Genomic DNA, 26,094 nt, shown 5'->3' on the forward strand with positions numbered 1-26,094 from the left:
TCCAGAACGTTTGAACCGGCGATTCTACGCGCAATCGTGCCGGCGCACACCCGGCTTTGCGGTAGCGTGTGGCGGGCGCCACGCTAGCTTGCAAGGGAATGGCGGCGGCCGCCGCCAATCATGGGCGGCTGCGGGTGAACAGCGTCTTGTAATAGATCGCCGTCGCATGCCAGCGCCCGTTCGGGGTGCAGGCATATTCGGGCAGCTCGCCGACCCGCTGGTATCCGCTCTTGCGGTACAGCTGCTCGGCCTCGGAGCCGGCCGCCGTGTCGAGGAACAGCAAGCCGCGGCGCAGCGCCAGGGCCTCGATCTCGAGCGCCTGCATCAGGGCGGTGCCGATGCCCTGGCGGCGCTCGGTGCAGTGCACCAGCAGCTTCTGCACCTCGGCGCGGTTATTCCCATTCGGTTTCAGGCACAGGTCGAGCTGGGCGCTGCCGACCAGCTGGCCATCGCGCTCGGCGGCCAGCAGCACGCGCCGCCCGGTGCCGACTTCATCTGCCACGTCCTGCCAGTAGGCGTCGATCTGATCCTGGTCGAGCCCGTTGAGAAAGCCCAGCGAATGGCCATCGGCAACGGCGTCGAGCAACAGCGTGGCCAGTTGCGGCCGGCGTTCGGCGATGGCGCGCGGGTCGAGTCGGCGGATGATCATGAGGTGCTCCTGGTGGGTGGACGGGGCGCCGGTTGCGGGCGCTGTGAGTTGATATTTCCTAAGCACAATGTATGCCAGCCGCCGGCCGAGGACCTCGTATGATCGGGTCAAATCCGTTGCAGCTACGCCATAGTTAAATCAAGAATTCGACGAAATTTTACAGTTGTTAACACTTGTCCATCGACAGCCGAAAACGAAACCGGTAACGTTTTTCCTTTGGGAAATTCAGTAAAACCAGCCAACCGGATCATGGATGACGATATGGAAACGAGCAACGACAACGAAGTGCTGTCTTTCCGCCTTGGAAAGGAAGAATACGCGATCAGCATCCTGAAGGTGCAGGAGATCCGCGGCTACGAAGCCCCGACCCGCCTGGCCAGCGCGCCGGACTACCTGAAGGGCATCATCAATCTGCGCGGCGCCATCGTTCCGATCGTCGACATGCGCCTGAAGTTCGGCATCGGCGCGGCGGTGTATGACGCCTTCACGGTGGTGATCATCCTGAACATCGAGCATCACGTGATCGGCATGGTGGTCGACAGCGTCTCGGACGTGGTGACCCTGACCCCGGATCAGGTAAGGCCCGCCCCCGAGATGCAGGCCACGCTGGATGGCAATTGCCTGCTCGGCCTGGGCACCGTGGACGAGCGGATGCTGATCCTGCTCGATATCGACAAACTGATGCAGTCCGATGAGCTCGGACTGGTGGCGGCACTGCCGCGTGCGGCTTGAGAGAGAAACCGATATGAAACTTGCAAACCTGAATATCGGAAAACGGCTCGCCCTGGGCTATGGCGTGATCTGCGCCATGCTGGTGGTGATGATCGTGATGAGCAATGCGATGCTGGGCCGGATCAATGCCGGCACCGACGAGATCGTCCACGGCCGGATGCCGCGCATCGCGCTGACCAACCAGATGCAGGCCGAGGTCAACGACATCGCGATCGCACTACGCAATATGCTATTGAGCAGCGACGCGGCCGACCATGCGCGCCAGGTGGACGCCATCATGACGTCGCGCAAGGCGATCGACGACATCCTGGTTCAGATGAGCGATGCGCTGGCCAACCCGAAAGCGGTCGAACTGCTCGCACAGATGAGCAAGGAAGCCACGCTGTACAAGACGGGCCAGGATGCGATGATCAAGCACATCGCCGCCGGCGACACGGAGGCGGCGCACGCGCTGCTGTCGGACGACCTGCGCCCGCTGCTGCGGCGGCTCAAGCAGGCGACCGGCGAGCAGATCGCGCTGCAGAACGAGATCGCCAACCAGGCGGCGCTCGAGGCCGAAGCCACCTACCGCAGCACCAGCCTGCTGATGTGGGGCCTGGGCGGTGGCGCCCTGGTGCTGGCGGCCCTGGTGGCATGGTGGATTACCCGCTCGATCACACAACCCCTGGGTCGTGCGCTGGACGTGGCCAATACCGTCGCCGCCGGCGACCTCACCAGCCGCATCGAGGTCACCAGCCGCGACGAGACGGGCCAGCTGCTGCAGGCCCTCAAGACCATGAACGAGAGCCTGGCGCGCACCGTCGGCACCGTGCGCGTGGGCACCGACACCATCGCCGTGGCCGCCGGCCAGGTGGCGGTGGGCAGCCAGGACTTGTCGAGCCGCACCGAGCAGCAGGCTTCGGCGCTGGAAGAAGCGGCATCCTCGATGGAAGAGCTGACCTCGACCGTGCGCCAGAACGCCGACAACGCGCGCCAGGCCAATGTGCTGGCCGACGCCGCATCGAATGTGGCGGCGCGCGGCGGCGCCGTGATCGCGCAGGTGGTAGGCACCATGGACGCGATCAACGCCTCCTCGAGCAAGATCACTGACATCATCGGCGTCATCGACGGCATCGCCTTCCAGACCAATATCCTGGCGCTGAACGCGGCGGTCGAAGCGGCCAGGGCCGGCGAGCAGGGCAGGGGCTTTGCCGTGGTGGCGAGCGAGGTGCGCAACCTGGCCCAGCGCTCGGCGGCGGCGGCCAGGGAAATCAAGGGCCTGATCGGCGACTCCAGCGGCAAGGTGGCCGACGGCAGCCGCCTGGTGGCCGAAGCGGGCGCCACGATGGTGGAGATCGTCGACAGCGTGCGCCGCGTGACGGACATCATGGGCGAGATCAGCTCCGCCAGCCTGGAGCAGACCGAGGGCATCGAGCAGATCAACGTGGCGGTGGCGCAGATGGACGAAGGCACGCAGCAGAACGCGGCCCTGGTCGAGGAAGCGGCGGCCGCGGCGGCGGCGCTGCGCGAGCAGTCGACCCGGCTGGCGCAGGCGGTGTCGGTGTTCCGGATCGACGGCGAGCAGATGCTGGCGGCGTCGACCGCTTCGGTGGACGTGGTGCGGGCCGCGGTTCCGGCCCCAGTGCGCCCGGTGCTGGTGGCGAGCAGCTCCAAGCCTGCCACGCGCCCGGCTGCGGCGCGATCGAAAGTCACGGCGGATGCGGGTGACTGGGAAGAGTTTTAATTTTCAGAGCGTAATCACCTCGGCAGGCTGCGGCCTGCCTTTTTCGATCGCGGGCTTCGACCCATTAAAAGCTCGCTTTCCGTCTACAACCACCGTATTTGCAGGCGCATCACCCACAGGGACGCCAGATGGCGGAACTCCAGCCCGATCACCGGTGTCTGATGCTAAGTATGGTGGCAATGAAGCACGCCATCGGATGACTCATCTTTACCGCGAAAACCAAGCAACAGAGCTCGGAGATGTTAGAGGTGCATGGTATGCGATCAGCAACGAGTTGGTATATGCAACACGGCCCGCCACCGACGCTCTTGCAGCGACAACGGCGCTACCCGTGGCGAGTCTGGCGGTAACGTCAGACACTGCTGCCGATATTTGTCGGCAGGAGGCGGGAAAGTTAGGCCTGTCAGATACGAACACGGTCAACAGAACGGTTCGGGGCAGGAAGGCGACGCTGAGCATATGCTCACGTCCGTGATAGCAGTGGGAAGAGTTCTGAACTCAAGGAACTGAACGTCTGACGGCAAGCTTAGCTTGCCGTCTTTTTTTTATCTTTGACATTATCGATTGTCAAAACCTTGCATATCGTCCAGAAAACATGACGATCAGGCCAATACTCCCGTTTTGTTAGCGTGCACACATCGTCATAGTTCGAACCAGAACTTACTCTAATTTCCGATTTGCAATATCTATTATCAGAACGGAAATGAGGAGAACGACCATGAAGTTAGCAAACCTGAGTATCGGCAAGCGCCTGGCGCTGGGTTTCGGCGCCGTCGGCCTGATGCTGGTGCTGATCAGCGCCCTGAGCAACGCTTCCATCCTGCGCCTGAACAACGGCACCAAGGAGATCGTCGAACACCGCATCCCGGCCATCGAGATGAGCAACCGGATCGAGGCCCAGATCAGCACCATCGCCATTGCCCTGCGCAATATGATGCTCAACGACGATCCCGCCGACCGCCAGCGTCAGGTCCAGGCGATCGAGGATGCGCGCAAGGTGATGACCGCGACCCTGGCCGAGATCGAGCCGACCCTGATGGCGCATGCCGAATCGATCGGCATCCTGCGCCGCATGGAAACGGCCAGCGCCAGCTACCTGGCCGGCGCCGACCAGCTGGTCAAGCTGATCCAGGCGGGCGAGGACGCGCAGGCCAGGGCTTATCTGGTCAATGAGCTGCGTCCGCGCCTGGGTGCCCTGCAGGAGGCCACCGGCGCCGAGCTGGCGCTGCAGAAGCAGTTCAGCGCAGCGGCGGCGCAGGACGCGGCCGCGACCTACGGCAGCACCATCCGCCAGACCTGGGGCCTGGGCTTGTTCGCGCTGGCGCTGGCCGCGGGCATCGCCTTCTGGATCACGCGCTCGATCACGCGTCCACTCGGACGTGCGCTGGACGTGGCCAATACCGTCGCCGCCGGCGACCTCACCAGCCGCATCGACGTCACCACCCGCGACGAAACGGGCCAGCTGCTGCAGGCCCTGAAGACCATGAACGAAAGCCTGGCGCGCACCGTCGGCGCCGTGCGCGCCGGCACCGACACCATCGCGGTGGCGGCCGAGCAGGTCGCCGCCGGCAGCCTGGATCTGTCGAGCCGCACCGAGCAGCAGGCCGGCGCGCTGGAAGAAACCGCGTCGTCGATGGAAGAGCTGACCTCGACCGTGCGCCAGAACGCCGACAATGCGCGCCAGGCCAACACGCTGGCCGAATCGGCGTCCGGCGTGGCCGCGCGCGGCGGTGAAGTCATCCACCAGGTGGTCGACACGATGGACGAGATCCAGGCGTCTTCCAGCAAGATCAGCGACATCATCGGCGTCATCGACGGCATCGCCTTCCAGACCAATATCCTGGCGCTGAACGCGGCCGTGGAGGCGGCCAGGGCCGGCGAGCAGGGACGTGGCTTCGCGGTGGTGGCGACCGAGGTGCGCAACCTGGCCCAGCGCTCGGCGGCGGCGGCCAAGGAAATCAAGGTGCTCATCGGCGACTCGAGCGACAAGGTGGCCAATGGCAGCCGGCTGGTGGCCCAGGCCGGCGCCACGATGGAGGAGATCGTCGACAGCGTGCGCCGCGTGACGGACATCATGGCCGAGATCAGCGCGGCCAGCCTGGAGCAGACCGCCGGCATCGAACAGATCAACGGGGCGGTGGCGCAGATGGACGAAGGCACGCAGCAGAACGCGGCCCTGGTCGAGGAAACCGCCGCCGCGTCGAATGCGATGCAGGAGCAGGCGGCCAGGCTGGCGCAGGCGGTGGCGGTATTCCGGATCGCCGCGGTCCAGGCCTCCGAGGCGCCAAGGGCCGTGGTCCAGGCGCGGGTGTCCAGGCGCCCGGCGGTTGCCGGTCCTGCGGCGGCGCCGGCATTCTGAACAAATGGCGCTGTCATCGTTAGATATGGATGAGCATTGAACTGCTGAGCTGACCCGCGGTCCAATCCTGATCGTCATCGATCGGGAGCGTACGATGAAAGCGCCGAAGTTTGCGAAACCGTTCGCCCAGCTGCCTCAACTGAACCAGCCGCAGCGTCATCAGGTCGTCGCCGCCCTGCATCCGGCAGCCGGACTCGACCGGGTGGTCGCCCTTATCGGCGAGATCCGGTCAAAGGGGCGCTGCTGCCCCGATTGCGGCTGCGAGCGTTGTCACCGGCACGGTCAGGCCAACGACCTGCAACGTTATCGCTGCTGCGCGTGCGGCCGCACCTTCAACGACCTGACGGGTACGACGCTGGCGCGGCTCAGGCACAAGGGCAAGTGGCTTGATTATCTGGACACGGTGCTCGATTCGCGCACGGTCCGCTCTGCGGCCAAGCGTGTCGGCGTGCACCCCAACACGACCTTTCGCTGGCGCCACCGCTTTCTCGACCGGGTCAAAGACGATCGGCCTCTACGCCTGGTCGGCATTGTCGAGGCCGACGAAATGTTCCTGCTCGAATCGCGGAAGGGGGCACGCAAGCTCGATCGCCGGCCGCGCAAGCGTGGCGGCAGGGCCGCCTTGCGCGGCATTTCGCATCACCTCGACTGCATCCTGGTGGCCCGCGACCGCAGCGGCCAGACCATCGACGCCGTGACCGGACGCGGCGCCTTGAAGGTAGCCCAGTTGGTCAAGCACTTGCTGCCGAAGCTCGATCCCCAGGCGTTGCTGGTCACCGACGCCAACGCAGCCTACCCCGCCTTCGCCCGTACCCATGGCATTGCCCACCATGCCGTCAATCTCAGCGCCGGCGAACGCGTCCGCAACGGCGCCGAAGGCGCCATCCACGTTCAAAATGTGAACGCCTATCACCGGCGTTTCAAGGAGTGGCTGGCGCGCTTCCATGGCGTGGCGTCACGCTGGTTATCCAACTACCTGGGCTGGCATTGGGCGCTCGATTGCGGGCGAGTCACTTCTGTCGAGCAATTGCTGCGTATTGCATTCAGAGTCATCAACAGATAACGGTGACAGCGCCGAACAAATCGAACGGCCAAAAAAAAGACGGCAAGCCGCAAGGCTTGCCGTCTTTTTTTTGCGCTTCGCACCGGGTGACGAGCACCCGGCGAGATGCGGCGTTGCTTAGAACGAGTGACGCAGGCCGACGTTGTAGACCTGTGGGTCCGCGCCGAAGGCGGTTGCAGGCAGGGCGATCGCGTTGCCCGAACCGGCCAGCGTGAACACGCCGGTGCTGTTGTTGCGCAGCTTGGCGTACGAAGCGTACACGTTGGTGCGCTTCGACAGGGTGTAGGTGTAGGCCAGGGTGACTGCCTTGCCTTCAGCATCGCCCAGTTCCTGCTCTTGCTGCTGGTAGTTCAGGTAGACGCGGCTGGCGCCGAAGCCGTACGACACACCGGCGTTCATCTGCTCGTACTTGTTGTCGATGCGGTTAGCGAATTCAGGATCGGCTGCCATGTAGCCGCCGCGCACTTCGAAGTTGCCGAATTTGTAGCCCAGGCCCAGGTTGTATTCCTTGCTGTCGCCCGATGGCAGGTCTTCACGGTTCTGGTAACCAGCGCCGATGTAGAAGCCCGCGTTCGCGTATTCCAGCGCCACGCCGGTGATGTCGCCGGTGTCTTGCAGGGCGGTTTCGTTACGCTCGCCCGCGCCGTAGGCTGCGCGCAGGGTGAAGCCGTTCAGGGCGTTGCTCTGGTAGTTGACCGAGTTGTCCAGGCGGCGGGTCAGGCGGTTGGCGCCGAAGGCTGCCAGGTTCGAGCCGTAGAAGCCCTGGCCCAGGGTGTCCGATGCGCTGGCGACGGCGGCGATCGGGCCGTATTCACGGCCGACGGTCACGGTGCCGAAGGCGCCTTGCAGGCCGACGACAGCGCGGCGGTCGAACACGCGCGAGTTGGTCGCGCCGGTATCGGCGGCGACAGCTGCCTCGATGTTGAACAGTGCTTTCAGGCCATTGCCCAGGTCTTCGGTACCGCGGAAGCCGATACGGCTTGCCGACTGGGTGCCCGACGACACGACGGTGCGGCTGCTTTCGCCTGGCGCATCGGTGTTTTCGACGCCGATCGACGCGTCGATCAGGCCGTACATGGTGACGCTGGTTTGTGCTTGGGCGACCAGTGGCAGTGCCGACACGAGGGCGATGGCAAGAATTTTGTGCTTCATGGATGTCTCTCCAGTGTATGTTTGTGAAATAGCCTATTTATGATGACATGCCAGACGGACATTTGTCATCGGTCGACGTCCAATCGGAACGGGGTCGAAACTCCCAATTGACAAGCGCAAATCGCCTCTGTGTGACAGCGTTTTCATAGGAGAACCCTGTGTTGGCGGGGTTTCCGCGAGATGCGTAAAGGCCTGAACGGCACGCCTGAATTATTGCCCAACGTTAACTTATTGCGTTGCAATAACGCCACATATTCGTTCTTGACATCTGTTGCAGTGCGCAATAACGGTGCGAGCCCATGCGTGCTGGTCGAACGCGGCAGCGGCCGGCGATGCGCGCCTGGACACACTCTTCGCCGTTGCCGAACACAAATTGACGTTCCCCATATTTGGCATCGCACTATGCATATGCGTTTTTTGCACCGCAGCGGTGCATCGCCGCCAGGCTCGCCGGCGCGTTTTCGCGCCCGGGACTTGACAGGCGCTTCGATACATAAATCGGTATCGGAGCGCCAGAAAAATTGATTGGAACGTTCTCGAGGCGCCGCCTACCATCATTGTCGAGCAGCACATAAATACAGCCGGATACCGGCATATAACGACAAAGGAGACATATGAAACGGTATGCACCGGGCTTCGTCACGCCCGTACTTTCCCCCGCCTCTCGCTCTTCCCGCCGCTGCTCCAGCGTGCACACACTGCGCGCCACGGTTGCAGCCCTTGCCGGCGCCGGCTTGCTGAGCGCCGCCACCGTGGGCGCCCAGGAAACCGCCGCCGCCGACACCAGCGCGAGCACGCCGTCGAACGCTGGCAACAACGCCGCGGAAGACCGCAGCGCCGTGGTGACGGTGACCGGCACCCGCCAGGCCGCCCAGAGCGCCCAGGCCATCAAGCGCAATGCCGAGCAGCTGCTCGACTCCATCGTGGCCGACGATATCGGCAAGTTCCCCGACAAGAACGTGGCCGAGATCCTGGGCCGGGTGCCGGGCGTGCAGGTGATCCGCCAGAACGGCGAAGCCGGCAACGTCGTCATTCGTGGCCTGGGCGGCATCGTCACCCTGTACAACGGCCGCGAGATGTTCACCGCCGCCGGCCGCAGCCTGTTTCTGGCCGACGTGCCGGTGGCGATGCTGCAGCGGGTGGATGTCTATAAATCGCAAGGCGCCGACATGGTCGAAGGCGGCACCTCGGGCGTGATCGACGTGCGCACCAACCGGCCGTTCGACTTCAAGGGATCCCAGGCCGCCTTCAATGTGCGCGGCGAGCACCGCGACAAGGCCGACAAGGTCGACCCCAACGTCTCGGGCCTGCTGTCGAACCGCTGGAAGACCGGCATCGGCGAGATCGGCGTGCTGGGCGGCCTGTCTTACCAACGTGGCCGCTACCACGACGAAACCGCCTTCGTGGGCGAGCCGCGCACCCTCGACAGCGGCGTGGTCGGCGCGCCGTCGATGGGCCGGGTGATGACGGGCGGCGACCGCGAACGCCTGGCCGGCAACCTGTCGCTCCAGTGGCGGCCGACGCAAGACCTCGAGGTCTATGCCGAGAGCTTCTCGACCAGGATCGAGCACGATTCGCAGAGCATCTTCTTCGTGGGCGACCTGCCGATCAATAACCCGGGGTCGACGGTCACCACCATGCCCGGCTCGAACTACCTGGGTTCGATCAGCCACCCGGGCGTGAATACCTTCACCCTGAGCTCGACCCAGGCGCGGCGCGAGGTCGCCGAGACCCACCAGGCGGCGGTCGGCGCGATCTGGAAGGCGATGCCCGGCGTGCGCGTGAGCACCGAACTGGTTCGCACGATCAGCAAGCACGGCATGAAGAACCCGATCCTGGACACCGTGATGGACCGCTCCAAGGCCATCCACGCCGAGGTGCGCGACGGCGGCGGCTACCTCGAGTACCCGGGCACCGATATGACGGACCCCGCCAACTGGACCATGTTCGCCCTGTTCGACAACCACAACCGCTCGCGCGGCGCCGCCAACGACTGGCGCGGCGACGTGGCCTGGACCCCGGAGAACGACGGCTTCTTCAGGGAACTGAGCGCCGGCCTGCGCTACGCCGAACGCGACGCCACCTTTGTCCACGAGCTCAATGGCCACTCGCCGGCTCCCAATCTGTGGTCGCCCAATGCCGTCAAGGTGACCGACTTCCCGGGCCTGAATTGCACCAGCCCCAAGACCGGCGGCAACTACGGCATGAACCAGTTCTACGCGCCGTGCATGGATTACCTGCTGGATCACACCGGCGACATCCGCCAGGCGATCCGCGGTGATCGCGATCCGCGGCCGGACAATCCGCAATCGTTCTACGCCGACCGCGAAAAGACCAGCGCCATCTACCTCAAGGCCAATTTCGGCTTCGACGCCTGGTCGCTGCCGATCGACGGCACTGCCGGCCTGCGCTACGTGAAGACGAAGCAGCGTGTCGAAGGCTTCTCGGCGCTCGAGGGCGTGGTGTCGCCGACCACGGTCTCGTCCACCACCAGCGACGTGCTCCCGAGCCTGTCGATGCGGGCCCATTTTCGCCAGGACCTGATCGGCCGCCTGTCGGCCAGCAAGGCGATCGAGCGTGCGCCGTTCGCCGACTTCAACCCGGGCCTGGCGCTGTTCCCGTCGACCACGACGACCCTGGCCACCGGCACCGCCGGCAACCCGAACCTCAAGCCGCAAGAGGCGCGCAACGTCGACCTGGCGTTGGAATGGTATTTCGCGCCGGCCGGTTCGATCACCGGCACGCTGTTCCAGCACGACTACGACAACTACCTGCGCCGCAGTGCGCGGCCCGAGGTGCACGATGGCGACACCTATAACGTCAGCCGTCCGTATAACGCGGTCGAGGGCAAGCTGAAGGGCGCCGAGCTGGCCTACCAGCAGTTCTACACCCAGCTCCCGGGCTGGCTGGGCGGGCTGGGCATGCAGGCCAATGTGACCTGGATGGACGGCGGCCTGGCCGAAGCGGACGGCACCATCAATACCTTCGCCGGCATGTCGAAGTTGTCGGCCAACCTGGTTGCCCTGTACGAGTACGGCAAGTGGTCGGCGCGCCTGGCCTACAGCTGGCGCGACAAGTTCACCGCCGAGTACAACTATCGCGCGCTGCCCTACAACATCGTCGTCGATCCGCTCAAGACCCTGGACGCGTCGGTGTCGTACAAGCTGACCGACAGCCTGACCCTGACCCTGGACGGCAGCAACCTGCTGGACCAGGCCTACCACGACTACCACAGCGTGCCGCAGCTGCCGCGCGACGTGCGCCGCTATGACCGGGTGGTGGGGCTGGCGCTCCGGTGGCGTAACTAAAGGGCGATGAACGTGCACACGCAAAAGCTCTCGACTCTCGAAAAAGTCGGTTTCGGCGCCGGCGACATGGCGCTCAATGTGGTGATCTCGTCGATGATGTTGATCATCACCTTCTTCTATACCGACATCTACGGCCTGCGCACGGCCGACCTGGCGGCGCTGTTCATCGTGGTGAAAGTCGTGGGGGCGCTGGCCGACCTGGCGATGGGGCAGGTCAACGACGCGGTGCTGACGCGCTGGGGGCGCTACCGTCCCTGGCTGCTGCTGCTCGCGCTGCCCTATGGCGTGTCGGTGTTCCTGGTATTCAGCACGCCGGCTTGGGGCTATGACGCGAAACTGCTCTGGGCCTACGCCAGCTACATCCTGATGACCCTGATGACGGCCGGCGTGGGCATCCCCTATATCTCACTGATCAGCGGCCTGACGTCCGACCCGCAGCAGCGCCTGTCGGCCAATGGCTACCGCCTGTTCTTCGCCAAGATCGGCGCCTTCATGGTGACCATCGTGGTGCCGCTCCTGGCCAATGAATGGGGTGGCGCCAACCCGGCGGCCGGCTACCAGGCCGCGATGGCGGTGATGGCGGCCGTCGGTGTCGCCCTGTTTGTCTTCTGCTTCTTCACCACCGCCGAGCGCGTGGTGCACAAGGTCGAGAAGCAGCCGCTGATGGAGCAAATCAGGGTGCTGTTGCAGAACGACCAGTGGCTGATCCTGTGCGCCGTGTGCGTGACCGGCACCATCGGCTACGTGATCCGCGGCTCGGTGGCGATCTACTACGCCAAGTACTATTTGCACGGCGACACCGCCACCGTGTCGGCGTTTCTCTCGGCCGGCGTGGCGGCGGCGATCCTGGCCATGGTGGTGTCCACCTGGACCACCAAGTTCTATTGCAAGGTCAAGCTGTTCCGCAATTCGCAGATCATGGTGGCGGTGCTCAGCCTGATGCTTTACTTCCTGGTGCAGCCCGGCGACCTGGTGTTGGCCTTCGCGCTGTACTTCCTGCTGTCGCTGGTGGTCGACCTGCATGCGCCGGTGTTCTGGTCGGCGATCGCCGAGACCATCGACTATGGCCAGGTCAAGACCGGCAAGCGCGTCTCGGGCTTCGCCTTCGGCGGCATCTCGGTGTGCCAGAAGGCCGGCATGGCCATCGCCGGCGGCATGGTCGGGGTGCTGCTCGATGTCTTCCAGTACCAGCCGAACCAGGAGCAATCGGCGCTGGCGCTGCAGGGCATCGCGCTGATGCTGTCGGTGATCCCGGGGTTCTTCCACTTCCTGATGGGGCTCCTGATGTTCAAGTACCGGATCAGCGACGACTATTACAGCACCGTCAAGGAAGACATGCGCGCCCAGGGCTACGCCGTCACATGAACCACGAATCGAGAGACCACATGCCAGAGACGATCCTGACACCACTGATCGAGCAACGCGCCGATCCCCATATCTACAAGCACGGCGACGGCTATTACTATTTCACGGCATCGGTCCCGCTGTACGACCGCATCGAGCTGCGCCGCGCCACCACCATCGACGGGCTGGCGAACGCGCCGACGGTCGACGCCTGGATCAAACCCGATACCGGCCCGTACTCCGAACTGGTATGGGCGCCCGAGCTGCATTTCAACGAGGGCGCCTGGTACTTGTATTTCGCCGCCGCCCCCAGCCGCGAGATCAGGCACCAGCTGTTCCAGCACCGCATGTACGCGATCCGCAATACGAACGCCAATCCGCTGGAAGGGGAGTGGGAATTCATGGGCCAGGTCGATACCGGCATCGACAGCTTCTGCCTGGACGCCACCACCTTCACCCACAAGGGCCGGCTGTACTACCTGTGGGCGCAGAAGGACGTCGCGATCGAAGGCAATTCGAACCTCTATATCGCGCCGATGAAGACGCCATGGCAGATCGAGGGCGAGCCGGTCCTGCTCAGCAAGCCGGAACACGACTGGGAAACCATCGGCTTTTGGGTTAATGAGGGGCCGTCGGTGTTGCGCCGCAACGGCAAGATCTTCATCAGCTATTCGGCCAGCGCCACCGACCATAATTATGCGATGGGCCTGCTGTGGGCCGACGAGGATGCCGACCTGCTCGACCCGGGGTCGTGGACCAAGTCGGCGCAGCCCGTTTTGCGGTCGTGCTACGATCACGGCGTCTATGGCCCGGGCCACAACAGCTTCACCTATGCCGAAGACGACGACACCGTCATGCTGGTCTACCATGCGCGCACCTATACCGAGATCGTCGGCGATCCGCTCTGGAATCCGGACCGCCACACCTTCGTGAAACCGCTGCGCTGGGATGAACAGGGCATGCCGGTGTTCGGCCGTCCTTCCACTTATTGATGTGTTGATTGAGGATTCGAACAACGTGCAAACCGGTATCACGCAAGCGCCATTCGGCCAGCTGCCCGACGGCAGGGCCATCACCCAGTTTACGCTGACCAATGCCAAAGGCATGGTGGCGAAGATCATCGACTATGGCGGCGTCATCACCGAGCTGCATGCGCCCGACCGCGACGGCCACTTCGCCGACGTGGTGCTGGGTTTCGACACGCTCGAACCCTATTGCACCGAAAGCCCATATATCGGCGCGCTGATCGGCCGCTACGGCAACCGCATCCGGCACGGACGCTTTACGCTCGACGGAAGCGAGGTCAAGCTGCCCGTCAATAACGGCAGCAACCACCTGCATGGCGGGCCGGATGGCTTCGACCGCGTCAAGTGGGAGGCCATGGTCGATGGCGCCAGCCTGCGCCTGCAATATCGCAGCGTCGATGGCGAGATGGGCTATCCGGGCAACCTCGATGCGACGGTCACGTATACGCTCAACGACGATAACGAGCTGGTGGTGTTGTTCCACGCCGTGACCGACAAGGCGACGCCGGTCAACCTGACCCAGCATAGCTACTTCAACCTGGCCGGCGACGGCGACATCCTCGGCCATGTGCTCTGCATCGAGGCCGACACCTTCGTGGCCATCGACGCCGAATCGATCCCCACCGGCGAACTGACGCCGGTGACGGGCACGCCATTCGACTTCCGCCTGCCGCGCGCGATCGGCGAGCGCATCGGCCAGCCGGACAAGCAGCTGCGCCATGGCGGCGGCTACGACCACAACTTCGTGCTCAACAAGCCGCAGGAGAAATCCTTGAGCCGCGCGGCGCGTGCGTACGATCCGGGTTCTGGCCGCGTGCTGGAATTGTGGACCGAGGAGCCGGGAGTGCAGTTCTACAGCGGGAACTTCCTCGACGGTTCGCTCGCGGGCAAGGGCAGGACTTACCAGCACCGCAGCGGCTTCTGCCTGGAGCCGCAGCATTTCCCGGATTCGCCGAACCAGCCGCCATTCCCGAACACGATCCTGCGTCCGGGCCAGGTGTACCAGACCGAGTCGCGCTTCCGTTTCCTGGTGGAGCCGGGCGCATGATGGACGTGCTGCTCGACGCCGGGCACGAGCTCGGCGAATGCGTGCTGTGGTGCGAGCGTACGGGCCGGCTGCTGTGGACCGACATCCCGGCCGCCACCCTGTGGTCGCATTCGCCGTCCAGCGGGCGCACCGTCAGCTGGAAGATGCCCGAGCGCCTGTGCTGTTTCGCGCTCACCGGCAGCGACGATCGCCTGCTGCTGGGGCTTGCCTCCGGCCTGGCCTTCTTCACTTTCTCGAGCGGCAAGGTCACGCGCATCGTCGACGTCGAGGCGGATAATCCATCGACGCGCCTGAACGATGGACGCTGCGACCGCCAGGGACGCTTCGTGTTCGGCATGTTCAACCAGGACGAGAATCCGAAGCGTGCGGTGGGCGGCTTCTATCGCCTGAACCTCGACCTGTCGCTGGAGTCGCTTCCACTGCCGCATGCGGCGATCGCCAACAGCATCTGCTTCAGCCCCGACGGCCGGCGCATGTATTTCGCCGACTCCCAAAAGAAGGCCATCCTGTACGCCGACTACAACCCCTGCAGCGCCGAAGTCGGGCGGGTGCACACCTTTGTCGCGGCGGATGCCGCGCCGGGCGAACCGGATGGCTCAACGGTCGATGCCGAGGGCTATCTGTGGAGCACGCGCTGGGGCGCGGGGCAGGTGATGCGCTTCGCACCGGATGGCAGGCTGGATCGGGTGGTGTCGCTCGCCGCGCCGCAGCCGAGCTGCCCGGCGTTTGGCGGGCCAGATCTATCGACCTTGTTCGTCACCAGCGCCCACGTGGGCATGACGGCGGGCGACCGGGATGCGGCGCCGCTGTCGGGTGCTGTGTTCCAGCTATCCCAGGACGTGCGCGGCCTGCCCGAGGCGCGTTTTCTCCACCGCTGATCTTCACCCGGGGCGGCAGACGCCGCTCCCTCTCCTGGCACTCCAATGTGGTTATCGATACTAAAAACGGTATCGATGTCGCCAAAAATGTGATTGGAAAGTTATCTGGCCGATCTTTACCATTACTCTCAGTAATCAGGAGACATGGGCCAGGGCTGGACGCCTCGCCCAGTAAAGAATCGACAGGAGAACTGCATGTCCGGGGAAAAGAAAAAGACGCCGCTGCGCTCGGCGGCGTGGTTCGGCACGCAAGACAAGAACGGCTTCATGTACCGCAGCTGGATGAAGAACCAGGGCATTCCCGACCACGAATTCCAGGGCAAGCCGATCATCGGCATTTGCAATACCTGGTCCGAACTCACCCCTTGCAACGCCCATTTCCGCAAGCTGGCCGAACACGTCAAGCGCGGCATCCTGGAAGCCGGCGGCTTCCCGGTCGAATTCCCCGTGTTCTCGAACGGCGAATCGAACCTGCGGCCGACCGCCATGCTGACCCGTAACCTGGCCTCGATGGACGTCGAGGAGTCCATCCGCGGCAATCCGATGGACGCCGTGGTGCTGCTGGTCGGCTGCGACAAGACCACGCCGGCCCTGCTGATGGGCGCGGCCAGCGTCGACCTGCCAACCATCGTCGTCACCGGCGGCCCGATGCTCAACGGTAAACTGAACGGCAAGGACATCGGGTCCGGCACCGCCGTCTGGCAGCTGCATGAACAAGCCAAGGCCGGCGCCATCACGATGCACGAATTCCTGTCGGCCGAAGCGGGACACTCGCGTTCGGCCGGCACCTGCAACACCATGGGCACGGCGTCCACGATGGCCTGCATGGCCGAGGCGCTGGGCACCTCGCTGCCGCACAATGCGGCGATTCCCGCTGTGGATGCGCGGCGCTACGTGCTGGCCCATATGTCGGGCATCCGCATCGTCGAGATGGTGCACGAAGACCTGCGCATCTCGAAGATCCTCAAGCGCGAGAATTTTGAAAACGCGATCCGCGTGAATGCGGCCATCGGCGGTTCGACCAATGCCGTGATCCACCTGAAGGCGATCGCCGGCCGCGTTGGCGTGCCGCTCGAACTCGAGGACTGGACCCGCATCGGCAAGGGCACCCCGACCGTGGTCGACCTGCTGCCGTCGGGCCGCTACCTGATGGAAGAATTCTATTATGCCGGCGGCCTGCCGGCGGTGATCCGGCGCCTTGGAGAGGGCGGCCTGATTCCGAATCAGGACGCATTGACGGTCAACGGCAAGTCGCTGTGGGAGAACTGCGTCGATGCGCCGATCTACAACGACGAGGTGGTGCGCCAGCTGGACAATCCGCTGATCGCGGACGGCGGCATCTGCATCTTGCGCGGCAACCTGGCGCCGCGCGGCGCGGTGCTGAAGCCGTCGGCGGCATCGCCGCACCTGATGCGGCATCGCGGCCGCGCGGTGGTGTTCGAGGACTTCGACCACTATAAGGAGCGCATCCTCGATCCCGACCTGGACGTGGACGAGAACTGCGTGCTGCTGATGAAGAACTGCGGGCCGAAGGGCTATCCGGGCATGGCCGAAGTGGGAAATATGGGCCTGCCGCCCAAGCTGCTGGCCAAGGGCATCACCGACATGGTGCGCATCTCGGACGCGCGCATGAGCGGCACCGCCTACGGCACCGTGGTGTTGCACGTGGCGCCGGAGGCGATGGACGGCGGTCCGCTGGGCATCGTGCAGGATGGCGACATGATCCAGCTCGATTGCCATGCCGGCCTGCTCAATGTGGAGCTGAGCGATGAGCAGATCCGCGCGCGGCTGGCGGATCGGGCCGAGAAAGCCGCGCCCGTGCAGCATAGCGGTTACCAGCGGCTGTACCTGGATCACGTGATGCAGGCCGATGATGGGTGCGACTTCGATTTTCTTGTGGGATGCCGCGGCTCGGCGGTGCCCAAGCATTCGCATTGAGTCGATGGGAAGCATCCAATCACAAAAAACATAGGAGACCCGAACCATGCTGCTCGTCCAATTTCTGACCGAATCGAATGAACGCCGCGTCGGCATCCTGAACGACGCCACTATCCGCATCATCGACGGCTACGCCACCACGCTGGAACTGGCGCGCGCCGCGATCGCTCAGGGCCAGGGCCTGGCCCAACTCGCCGATGCGGCGGCCGGCGCCGGTCACGTCGACTACGACGACCTGGCCAGGGCTGGCCGTATCCTGCCACCGGTCGACCATCCCGATGCTGCCCACTGCTACGTCACCGGCACCGGCCTGACCCACCTGGGCAGCGCCGACACGCGCGACAGCATGCACAAGAAGATTGGCGGCGACATGGAGGCCCTGAGCGACAGCATGAAGATGTTCCGCCTGGGCGTCGAAGGCGGCAAGCCGGCGCCCGGCACGCCCGGCGTGCAGCCGGAATGGTTCTACAAGGGCGACGGCTCGATCCTGCGCGCCAGCGGCCAGGACCTCGACATGCCGGCCTTCTCGCTCGACGGCGGCGAGGAGCCGGAAATCGCCGGCCTGTACCTGATCGGCGACGACGGCCAGCCCTACCGCCTGGGCTATGCGATCGGCAACGAGTTCTCGGACCACGTCACCGAACGCCAGAACTACCTCTACCTGGCGCACTCGAAGCTGCGCAACTGCGGTGTCGGCCCCGCGCTGCTGGTCGGCGAGCTGCCGGCCCACGTGGAGGGCGTGTCGCGCGTTATCGGCCTCGATGGCCAGGTGCGCTGGGAGAAGGCCTTCGTCAGCGGCGAGCAGAATATGTCGCACACGCTGGAAAACCTGGAGTACCACCACTTCAAGTATGGCCTGTTCAAGCGCCCCGGCGACGTGCACGTCCACTTCTTCGGTACCGCGACCCTGAGCTTTGCCGACGGCGTGCAGGTCAAGGCGGGCGAGATCTTCGAGGTCGAATCGCCGGCCTTCGGTCCTGCCCTGCGCAACCGCCTGGCGGTGCTGGATGCCCCGTACGTGAAGGTGATGGGCTTATGATGCCTTGAGCAGGCCCGCAGAGGCCTCGGCAAAATAATAATAGATGGAGACAAGCATGGAACAGATGGGGAACTACCCCAGCCTGCGGGGCAAGCGGGTATTCGTGACGGGAGGCGGCACCGGCATCGGCGAAGCGATCGTGCAGGCCTTCGTGGAGCAGGGCGCTGTTGTCGCCTTCGTCGACATCGCGCAGCAGGCCAGCGAGGCGCTGTGCGCGCGGCTGGCAGATGCCCCGGTTTACCGTTATTGCGACATCACCGACATCCCGGCGTTGCAGCGCACGATGGCGGAACTGGCCGCGCAGCTGGGCGACTTCGACGTCCTGGTCAACAATGCGGCGAACGACCAGCGCCATGACATCCAGGACGTCTCGATCGACTACTGGAACGAACGCATCGCCATCAACCAGCGTCCCATGTTCTTCACCTGCCAGGCGGTCCTGCCGGGGATGAAGAAGAAGGGCGGCGGCTCCATCATCAATTTCAGCTCGATGTCGTGGCACGCCAAGGGCGCCGGGTATCCGGTCTACGCCACCACCAAGGCGGCCGTGATCGGCCTCACGCGTAGCCTGGCGCGCGATCTTGGCCCGTTCGGCGTGCGGGTCAACACGGTCACGCCGGGCTGGGTCATGACCCAGCGCCAGGTCGACTTGTGGGTCGACGCGGCGGCCGAAGTGGAGATCAAGAAAGCGCAGTGCCTGCCGGGCAAGCTGATGCCCGACGACGTCGCACGCATGGTGCTGTTCCTCGGCGCCGACGACAGCAGGATGTGCACGGCGCAGGATTTTGTCGTGGATGCTGGTTGGACCTGATCGTCTGTAGCTGAAACGCGGGACTCGTTAACGCTAGCGTTCCCTCCTCATTCAAACAACGTCATTCCCGCGCAGGCGGGAATCCAATTTCGCCGGCCAATCGCGCAGCCTTGGGTACCCGCCTACGCGGGTACGACGTACTGGAGCTTGCCATGACTGCATATTGCCGCACCCGCACCGCATTGCTCGTCGTTGGAACCTTCTGCGCACATGCGCACGCTGCACCGCTCACCAGCCCGGATCGCCATATCGCGGTCGACGTCACAGTGTCCCCAACAGGCACACTGACCTATGCCGTCACCCGCGACGGCAAGCCCGTCATCCTGCCCTCTGGCCTGGGCATTGAAGTAAGAGGCGCCGACCTGACCCAGGGCCTGACGCTGGCAGCCAGCTCGCCGGTCAAACCGATCGAAGACCGCTACGAACTGGCCACCGCCAAGAAACGCCACATCACCTACCGCGCCAACGAACAGACCCACACCGTGCGCAATGCCCAGGGCCAGGCGATGGACGTGACTTTCCGCGTCTCGAACGACGGTGTCGCCTTCCGCTACCGCGTCGCGGGCAAGAACCTGAAATTCGTCCGCGAGACCACGGGCTTCGCCTTCGACAAGTCGACGAAAGCCTGGCTGCAGCCGATGGCGGTGGCCCAGACCGGCTGGTCGAACACCAATCCCTCCTACGAAGAACATTACCAGCGCGAGATCCCGGTCGGCACCCCATCCACGCTCGGCGCCGGCTGGGTGTTCCCGGCGCTGTTCCGCACCGGCGAGACCTGGGTCGCGCTTACGGAGGCGAACCTGGACGGCAGCTTCCACGCCTCGCGCCTACACACCGATTCGCGCGGCGGCGTCTACCGCCTCGACATCCCGGCCGCGCCGGAGGTGTTTACCAACGGCGCGCTGCTGGCCGAGTCAAAGGGCGATCTCATCACACCGTGGCGCATCGTCGCGCTGGGCAGCCTGCGCACGCTGGTCGAATCGACCCTCGGAACCGACCTCGCGGCGCCCGCGATCGCCTTCGACAAGGCCAAAATCCAGCCCGGCCATGCATCCTGGAGCTGGGCATTGCTCAAGGACGACGGCACCTATATCGAGACCCAGAAGCGCTTCGTCGACTACGCCGCGGACATGCATTGGGATTACACGCTGGTCGATGCCGACTGGGACCGCAAGATCGGCTTCGAGCGCTTACGTGAGCTGGTGGACTATGCGGCCGCGAAGAAGATCGGCATCCTGGTCTGGTACAACTCGTCCGGCGCCTGGAACAAGACGCCCTACAGCCCGAAGGGCGCGCTGCTCACCCGCGCAGCGCGCGTGCGCGAGTTCGCACGGCTGCGCGAGATGGGCGTCAAGGGCGTCAAGGTCGATTTCTTCGCCGGCGACGGCAAGTCGATGGTCGCCTATTACGTCGACATGCTCCAGGACGCGGCCGATGCCGGCCTGCTGGTGAACTTCCACGGCGCCACCTTGCCGCGCGGCTGGTCGCGCACCTTCCCGAACCTGATGACGGTGGAGGCGGTCAAGGGCTTCGAATTCACCACCTTCGACCAGAAAGACCAGGATGCGATGCCGCCGCACGCCGCCATGCTGCCGTTCAGCCGCAACCTGTTCGACCCGATGGACTACACGCCGCTGGCGTTCGGCGACATCCCCAAGATCAAGCGCGTCACGCGCAACGGCTTCGAGCTGGCCGAGACGGTGCTGTTCCTGTCCGGGATCCAGCACTTCGCCGAGCGGCCCGAAGGCATGGCGGGCGTTCCCGAGTATGTAAAGAACCTGCTGCGCGACCTGCCGCGCAGCTGGGACGACGTGCGCCTCATCGACGGCTACCCGGCCCGCCATGCGGTCATCGCGCGAAAGAGCGGCGACAGCTGGTATGTGGCCGGATTCAATGCCGACACTGAAGCGCGCAACGTCGATCTCGACCTCTCGTTCATCGAGGGGCGCAGCGGGATCTTGACCACCGACGGCGATGGCGAACGCGCATTCAGCCAGGCTCCGATCCGGGCCGGCAAGACCAGCATCAGCATCAAACCGCGCGGCGGCTTCGTCGCGGTATTCAAATAAAACCCAATATAAAACCCACTATAAAACCAGGAGACGTCAGTGAAAGCACTCAAGCCCATCATCCTCGCATGCAGCCTCGCCGCCTTGCCGGCCCTGGCCTTCGCCCAGGTAAGCGTGTCGGTCGACACCACCAAGCCGGGCCCGGTCATCAACAAGAACGTGTACGGCCAGTTCGCCGAACACCTCGGCACCGGCATCTACGAGGGCATGTGGGTGGGGCCGGATTCCAGGATCCCGAATACCCGCGGATGGCGCAACGACGTGGTCGGCGCGCTGAAGGAACTGAAGGTGCCGCTGGTGCGCTGGCCGGGCGGCTGCTTCGCCGACGAGTACCACTGGCGCGACGGCATCGGCGCGCGCAACAAGCGTCCGGTCAAGGTCAACACCCACTGGGGCGGCGTGGCCGAGGACAACGCGGTCGGCACCCATGAGTTCTTCGACCTGGTCGAGCTGCTGGGCACCGAAGCCTACGTCAACGGCAATCTCGGTTCCGGCACCCCGCAAGAGATGGCCGAATGGCTCGAGTACATGACTTCGGATACCAAGTCGTCGCTGGCCGAACTGCGGCGCAAGAACGGCCGCAAGGAGCCCTATAAAGTCGCCTATTTCGGCATCGGCAATGAGGCCTGGGGTTGCGGCGGCAATATGAAGCCGGAGTATTACGCTCACCTGTACAACCACTACGCCACCTTCCTCAAGACGCCGCCGGGCGCGCGGCCGAAGATCGTCGCCAGCGGCGGCAACGACAACGACACCAGGTGGACCGAGGTATTGAGCCGCGAGGCCGCGCGCGGCACCGACGGCATCAGTTACCACTACTACACCTTGCCGACCGGCGTGTGGGACAAGAAGGGTGCCGCGACGGGCTTCCCGGAATCGGAATGGTTCTCGACCATCCAGCAGACCCTGCGCATCGACCAGCAGATCAAGCAGAACATCGCCATCCTCGACAAGAACGATCCGCAGAAGAAAATCGGCTTCTATGTCGACGAGTGGGGCACCTGGTATGACGTGGAGCCGGGCACCAATCCAGGCTTCCTGTTCCAGCGAAACACGATCCGCGATGCGGTGGTGGCGGCGCTCAACTTCAACATCTTCCACGAGTACGCCGAGCGGGTGCGCATGACGAATATCGCGCAGATGGTCAACGTGCTGCAGGCGATGATCATCACCGACAAGGACAAGATGCTGCTCACCCCGACCTACCACGCCTACAAGATGTACATCCCGTTCCAGGACGCGACCAAGCTGCCGGTGGCGGTCGACAACGACGTGGCCTATTCGAGCAATGGCAAGGCGGTGCCAGGCATCAGCGCCACGGCGGCGCGCGGCAAGGACGGCAGGGTCTATGTCGCCCTGGTCAACACGCACCCGACCCGCGCCAGCGACGTGGCGCTGAATGTGTCCGGCCTGAATGTGGGCAGCGTCTCGGGCCAGGTGCTGACGGCCGAGAAGATGGATGCCCACAACACCTTCGAGCAGCCGCAGGCGGTCAAGCCGGCAGCGTTCAGCGCAAAGGCGGCCGACGGCAAGCTGACGATCAAGGTGCCGGCCAAGGCCGTGATGGTCTTCGCCGTCGAGGCGTGATGTGAAGGCCGCGCGCGCAATCGCAGTAGCGATGGCGGCGTCGGCGGCGCTGACCGGTGCGGCGCATGCCGCCCAGGTCGGCGTGCACGACCCAGTGATGGCGAAGGAGAAGGACCGCTACTACCTGTTCAGCACCGGCCCCGGCATCACCTTCTACAGCTCGAGCGACATGAAGACCTGGAAGCCGGAGGGCCGCGTGTTCCCGGACGGCCCGGCGTGGGCGACCAAGGCCGCGCCGAGCTTCAACGGTCATATCTGGGCGCCCGACATCTATCACCATGACGGCAAGTACTACTTGTACTACTCGGTGTCGGGCTTCGGCAAGAACACCTCGGCCATCGGTGTGACGGTCAACAGCACCCTGGATCCGCGTGCGCCCGGCTATAAATGGGAAGACCAGGGACTGGTGGTGCAGTCGGTGCCGGGCCGCGACCTGTGGAATGCGATTGACTCGCACGTGATCGACGACGACAAGGGCACGCCGTGGATGTCGTTCGGCTCGTTCTGGGGCGGCCTCAAACTGGTCAAGCTCGACGCCAGCCGCACCCGCCTGGCCGAGCCGCAGGAGTGGCATACGATCGCGCGCCGCGAGCGTCCGGCCTTTACGCCCGACGAAGAAGCCGCGCCGGCGCAGATCGAGGCGCCGTTCATCTTCTCCAGGCGTGGCTGGTACTACCTGTTCGCGTCCTGGGACCTGTGCTGCAAGGGCAGGGACAGCACCTACAAGGTGGTGGTGGGGCGCTCGAAGAGCGTCACCGGCCCCTACCTCGACCGCAATGGCGTCGACATGGCCAGGGGCGGCGGCTCGCTCGTGATCCAGGGTGACGGCGACTGGCAGGCGCTCGGCCACAACAGCGCCTATGCCTTCGACGGCAAGGACTATATGGTGCTGCACGCCTACGAGACCTTTGATAAGTACCGGCAAAAGCTGAAGGTGCTCGACATGACATGGGATAGCGAAGGCTGGCCCATGCTCGACCAGAAAGACCTGAACCGCTACCAGAGCGTCCTGCAACAATGAAAATCCACATCGCAGCCTTTAGCCTGATGGTCGCCGGCGCCTGTGCGCAGGCGGCCGAGCTGTTCCCGCTGTCTGCCGTGCGCTTGCAAGCGGGCCCATTCCTCGACGCCCAGACCACCAACCTGAACTACCTGATGGCGATGGAACCCGACCGCCTGCTGGCGCCATTCCTGCGCGAAGCCGGCCTGCAGCCGCGCCAGCCCAGCTACGGCAACTGGGAGTCGACCGGCCTGGATGGCCACATGGGCGGCCACTACCTGTCGGCGCTGGCGCTCATGCACGCCTCGACCGGCGACCAGGAAGCCCTGCGCCGCCTGAACTACTTCGTGGCCGAGCTCAAACGCGCGCAGCAGGCCAATGGCGACGGCTATATCGGCGGCATTCCCGGCGGACGCCAGGCCTGGCGCGACATCGCGGCCGGGAAGCTGGAAGCCGATAACTTCGCGGTCAACGGCAAGTGGGTGCCCTGGTATAACCTGCACAAGGTGTACGCGGGCCTGCGCGACGCCTACCGTTACGCCGGCAACGAGGATGCGAAGGCCATGCTGGTGCATCTGTCCGACTGGGCTTTGGGCCTGACCTCGAAGCTGTCGCCACAGCAGATGCAGACCATGCTGCGCAGCGAACATGGCGGCATGAACGAGATCTTCGTCGACGTGGCCGAGATGACGGGCGAGCGCAAATACCTCGACCTGGCGCTGGCCTTCTCGCACCAGGCCGTGTTGCAGCCGCTGGCGCGCAGGCAGGACCAGCTGACCGGCCTGCACGCGAACACCCAGATCCCGAAGGTGATCGGCTTCAAGCGCATCGCCGACCTGACGGGGCGGCAGGACATGGGCGACGCGGCGCGCTTCTTCTGGCAGACCGTGGTCGACAAACGCACGGTGGCGATCGGCGGCAACAGCGTCAAGGAACACTTCCACAGCACCGACGACTTCGAGCCCATGGTGCACGAGGTCGAAGGCCCGGAGACCTGCAACACCTATAACATGCTGAAGCTGACCGGGATGCTGTTCCGGTCGGAGCAGAAGGGCACATACGGCGACTACTACGAGCGGGCGCTGTACAACCATATACTGTCGTCGCAGCGGCCGGAGGGCGGCTTCGTCTACTTCACGCCGATGCGGCCGAACCACTACCGCGTGTATTCGCAGGTGGACAAGGGCATGTGGTGCTGCGTCGGCTCCGGCATCGAAAGCCACGCCAAGTACGGTGAGTTCATCTACGCGCACGGCAAGGACACGCTGTTCGTGAACCTGTTCGTCGCCTCCACCCTGGACTGGAAGGAGAAGGGTGTCAGGATCGTCCAGGCCACGACGTTCCCGGATGCCGACACCACGCGCCTGACGGTCGATGGCGACGGCCGGTTCGCGATGAAGATCCGCTACCCGGCATGGGTAGCGCCGGGCCGCATGGAGGTGAAGGTCAATGGCGCGGCGGTGAAGATCGATGCCCGGCCGGGCAGCTATGCGACCATCGAGCGCGGCTGGCGCAAGGGCGACCGGGTCGATGTGCGGCTGCCGATGACGACGCATCTAGAACAGATGCCGGGCAAGTCGAATTACTACGCCGTGCTGCATGGGCCGGTGGTGCTGGCGGCGCGCACGCGCATGTTCGGCGACGACAAGCTCAATTACCTGGCCGACGACTCGCGCATGGGGCATATCGCCTCGGGGCCGACCTGCCCATTGGAGGCGGCGCCGATGTTCGTCAGCGATTCGACCGATTTCATCGCCCGCTTCAAGCCGGTGGCCGGCAAGCTGCTGACCTTCAGCGCGCCGGGGCTCGTCCATGGCGCGGATGGGCCGCGCACCGAGTTCATTCCCTTCTTTCGCCTGCACGAATCGCGCTACACGATGTACTGGCAGCATGCGACTCCGGGCGGCCTGAAGGCGCAGCAGGCCGCGAATGCGGCGCGCGAGGCGGACCGGATCGCGCTCAACGCCAGGACCATCGATCGGGTGGCGCCGGGCGAGCAGCAGCCGGAGTCGGATCACTTCTTCAAGGGTGAGGGCAGTGAGGCCGGGATCGACAACGGCCGGCACTGGCGGCATGCGAGCAAGTGGTTCAGCTATGAGCTGAACGACCGGAAGGGTGAGGCCAGGGTGTTGCGGCTAACGTTTTCCAGGGAAGATGCGGGGCGGCGCTTCGATGTGCTGCTCAATGGCCAGCCGTTGGCGAGCGTCACCCTGGCGGCGGATGCGCAGGAGCAGATCTACACCGTGGATTATCCGATTCCCGCGTCGATGCGCCAGGCCGCCCAGGGCAAGCTGAGCGTGCGCTTCGTCGCCAGGCCGGGTTCGGTGACTGGCCGGCTGTATGGCTTGCGGTTACTAAGATAAGGGGCG

At 64.6% G+C, this 26,094-nt stretch carries 18 protein-coding genes; 16 read left to right on the forward strand and 2 right to left on the reverse strand.

What is annotated here, in order from left to right; all coding sequences use genetic code 11:
• Positions 1-118: 118 nt before the first annotated feature.
• On the reverse strand, positions 119-649 hold the full coding sequence (locus SOM61_RS07650) for a GNAT family N-acetyltransferase (RefSeq protein WP_320473524.1): 531 nt from the start codon (positions 647-649) through the stop codon (positions 119-121).
• A gap of 261 nt (positions 650-910) precedes the next feature.
• Here SOM61_RS07650 and SOM61_RS07655 point away from each other — a divergent pair, with 261 nt between their 5' ends.
• From SOM61_RS07655 to SOM61_RS07670, 4 genes are all read left to right on the forward strand, one after another.
• Positions 911-1,381, forward strand: coding sequence for a chemotaxis protein CheW (locus SOM61_RS07655; RefSeq protein ID WP_320473525.1), 471 nt, complete (start codon positions 911-913; stop codon positions 1,379-1,381).
• A gap of 13 nt (positions 1,382-1,394) precedes the next feature.
• Positions 1,395-3,104 carry a methyl-accepting chemotaxis protein gene (locus tag SOM61_RS07660; RefSeq protein WP_320473526.1) on the forward strand — a complete coding sequence of 570 codons (1,710 nt, stop codon included), beginning with the start codon at positions 1,395-1,397 and terminating at the stop codon, positions 3,102-3,104.
• Between the two features lie 718 nt (positions 3,105-3,822).
• Positions 3,823-5,463: a methyl-accepting chemotaxis protein gene (locus tag SOM61_RS07665; protein ID WP_320473527.1), complete on the forward strand. Its 1,641-nt coding sequence runs from the start codon at positions 3,823-3,825 to the stop codon at positions 5,461-5,463.
• A 94-nt stretch (positions 5,464-5,557) separates the two neighbouring features.
• A complete protein-coding gene (locus SOM61_RS07670; RefSeq protein WP_320473528.1) occupies positions 5,558-6,526 on the forward strand; it encodes an IS1595 family transposase in 969 nt (322 codons plus the stop codon).
• A gap of 117 nt (positions 6,527-6,643) precedes the next feature.
• Here the strand turns inward: SOM61_RS07670 and SOM61_RS07675 are convergent, their stop codons facing one another.
• Positions 6,644-7,678, reverse strand: a complete 1,035-nt coding sequence (locus SOM61_RS07675) for a porin (RefSeq protein ID WP_320473529.1) — start codon at positions 7,676-7,678, stop codon at positions 6,644-6,646.
• Between the two features lie 614 nt (positions 7,679-8,292).
• Between SOM61_RS07675 and SOM61_RS07680 the strand changes: the two genes are divergently transcribed.
• The 12 genes from SOM61_RS07680 to SOM61_RS07735 all read left to right on the forward strand — a co-directional run bounded on the left by SOM61_RS07680 (position 8,293) and on the right by SOM61_RS07735 (position 26,088).
• On the forward strand, positions 8,293-10,986 hold the full coding sequence (locus SOM61_RS07680) for a TonB-dependent receptor (protein ID WP_320473530.1): 2,694 nt from the start codon (positions 8,293-8,295) through the stop codon (positions 10,984-10,986).
• Positions 10,987-10,992: 6 nt separating this feature from the next.
• Positions 10,993-12,351: an MFS transporter gene (locus tag SOM61_RS07685; protein WP_320473531.1), complete on the forward strand. Its 1,359-nt coding sequence runs from the start codon at positions 10,993-10,995 to the stop codon at positions 12,349-12,351.
• A gap of 20 nt (positions 12,352-12,371) precedes the next feature.
• Positions 12,372-13,322, forward strand: coding sequence for a glycoside hydrolase family 43 protein (locus tag SOM61_RS07690; protein ID WP_320473532.1), 951 nt, complete (start codon positions 12,372-12,374; stop codon positions 13,320-13,322).
• A 25-nt stretch (positions 13,323-13,347) separates the two neighbouring features.
• Positions 13,348-14,403, forward strand: coding sequence for an aldose epimerase family protein (locus tag SOM61_RS07695; RefSeq protein ID WP_320473533.1), 1,056 nt, complete (start codon positions 13,348-13,350; stop codon positions 14,401-14,403).
• Positions 14,400-15,281, forward strand: a complete 882-nt coding sequence (locus tag SOM61_RS07700; protein ID WP_320473534.1) for an SMP-30/gluconolactonase/LRE family protein — start codon at positions 14,400-14,402, stop codon at positions 15,279-15,281. Before SOM61_RS07695 ends, SOM61_RS07700 begins: the two co-directional genes overlap by 4 nt.
• 195 nt (positions 15,282-15,476) lie before the next feature.
• Entirely contained in the window at positions 15,477-17,219 is a 1,743-nt protein-coding gene (locus tag SOM61_RS07705; protein WP_320473535.1) for an IlvD/Edd family dehydratase, read from the forward strand.
• A 46-nt stretch (positions 17,220-17,265) separates the two neighbouring features.
• The gene (gene araD1 / locus SOM61_RS07710) at positions 17,266-18,258 is read left to right on the forward strand and encodes an AraD1 family protein (protein WP_320473536.1); all 993 of its coding nucleotides are present in this window, start codon (positions 17,266-17,268) and stop codon (positions 18,256-18,258) included.
• Between the two features lie 55 nt (positions 18,259-18,313).
• Positions 18,314-19,069 carry an SDR family NAD(P)-dependent oxidoreductase gene (locus SOM61_RS07715; protein ID WP_320473537.1) on the forward strand — a complete coding sequence of 252 codons (756 nt, stop codon included), beginning with the start codon at positions 18,314-18,316 and terminating at the stop codon, positions 19,067-19,069.
• Positions 19,070-19,221: 152 nt separating this feature from the next.
• Positions 19,222-21,138 (forward strand): glycoside hydrolase family 97 protein, encoded by a 1,917-nt coding sequence (locus SOM61_RS07720; RefSeq protein ID WP_320473538.1) that lies wholly within the window; start codon positions 19,222-19,224, stop codon positions 21,136-21,138.
• Positions 21,139-21,177: 39 nt separating this feature from the next.
• On the forward strand, positions 21,178-22,725 hold the full coding sequence (locus tag SOM61_RS07725; RefSeq protein WP_320473539.1) for an alpha-N-arabinofuranosidase: 1,548 nt from the start codon (positions 21,178-21,180) through the stop codon (positions 22,723-22,725).
• Between the two features lies 1 nt (position 22,726).
• Positions 22,727-23,746 (forward strand): arabinan endo-1,5-alpha-L-arabinosidase, encoded by a 1,020-nt coding sequence (locus tag SOM61_RS07730; protein WP_320473540.1) that lies wholly within the window; start codon positions 22,727-22,729, stop codon positions 23,744-23,746.
• On the forward strand, positions 23,743-26,088 hold the full coding sequence (locus SOM61_RS07735; RefSeq protein WP_320473541.1) for a glycoside hydrolase family 127 protein: 2,346 nt from the start codon (positions 23,743-23,745) through the stop codon (positions 26,086-26,088). The genes SOM61_RS07730 and SOM61_RS07735 overlap by 4 nt, the downstream gene beginning before the upstream one ends.
• The last annotated feature ends 6 nt before the right edge of the window (positions 26,089-26,094 follow it).

It is taken from the genome of Massilia sp. CFBP9012 (genome assembly GCF_034045115.1).
Lineage (GTDB): Bacteria > Pseudomonadota > Gammaproteobacteria > Burkholderiales > Burkholderiaceae_D > Telluria.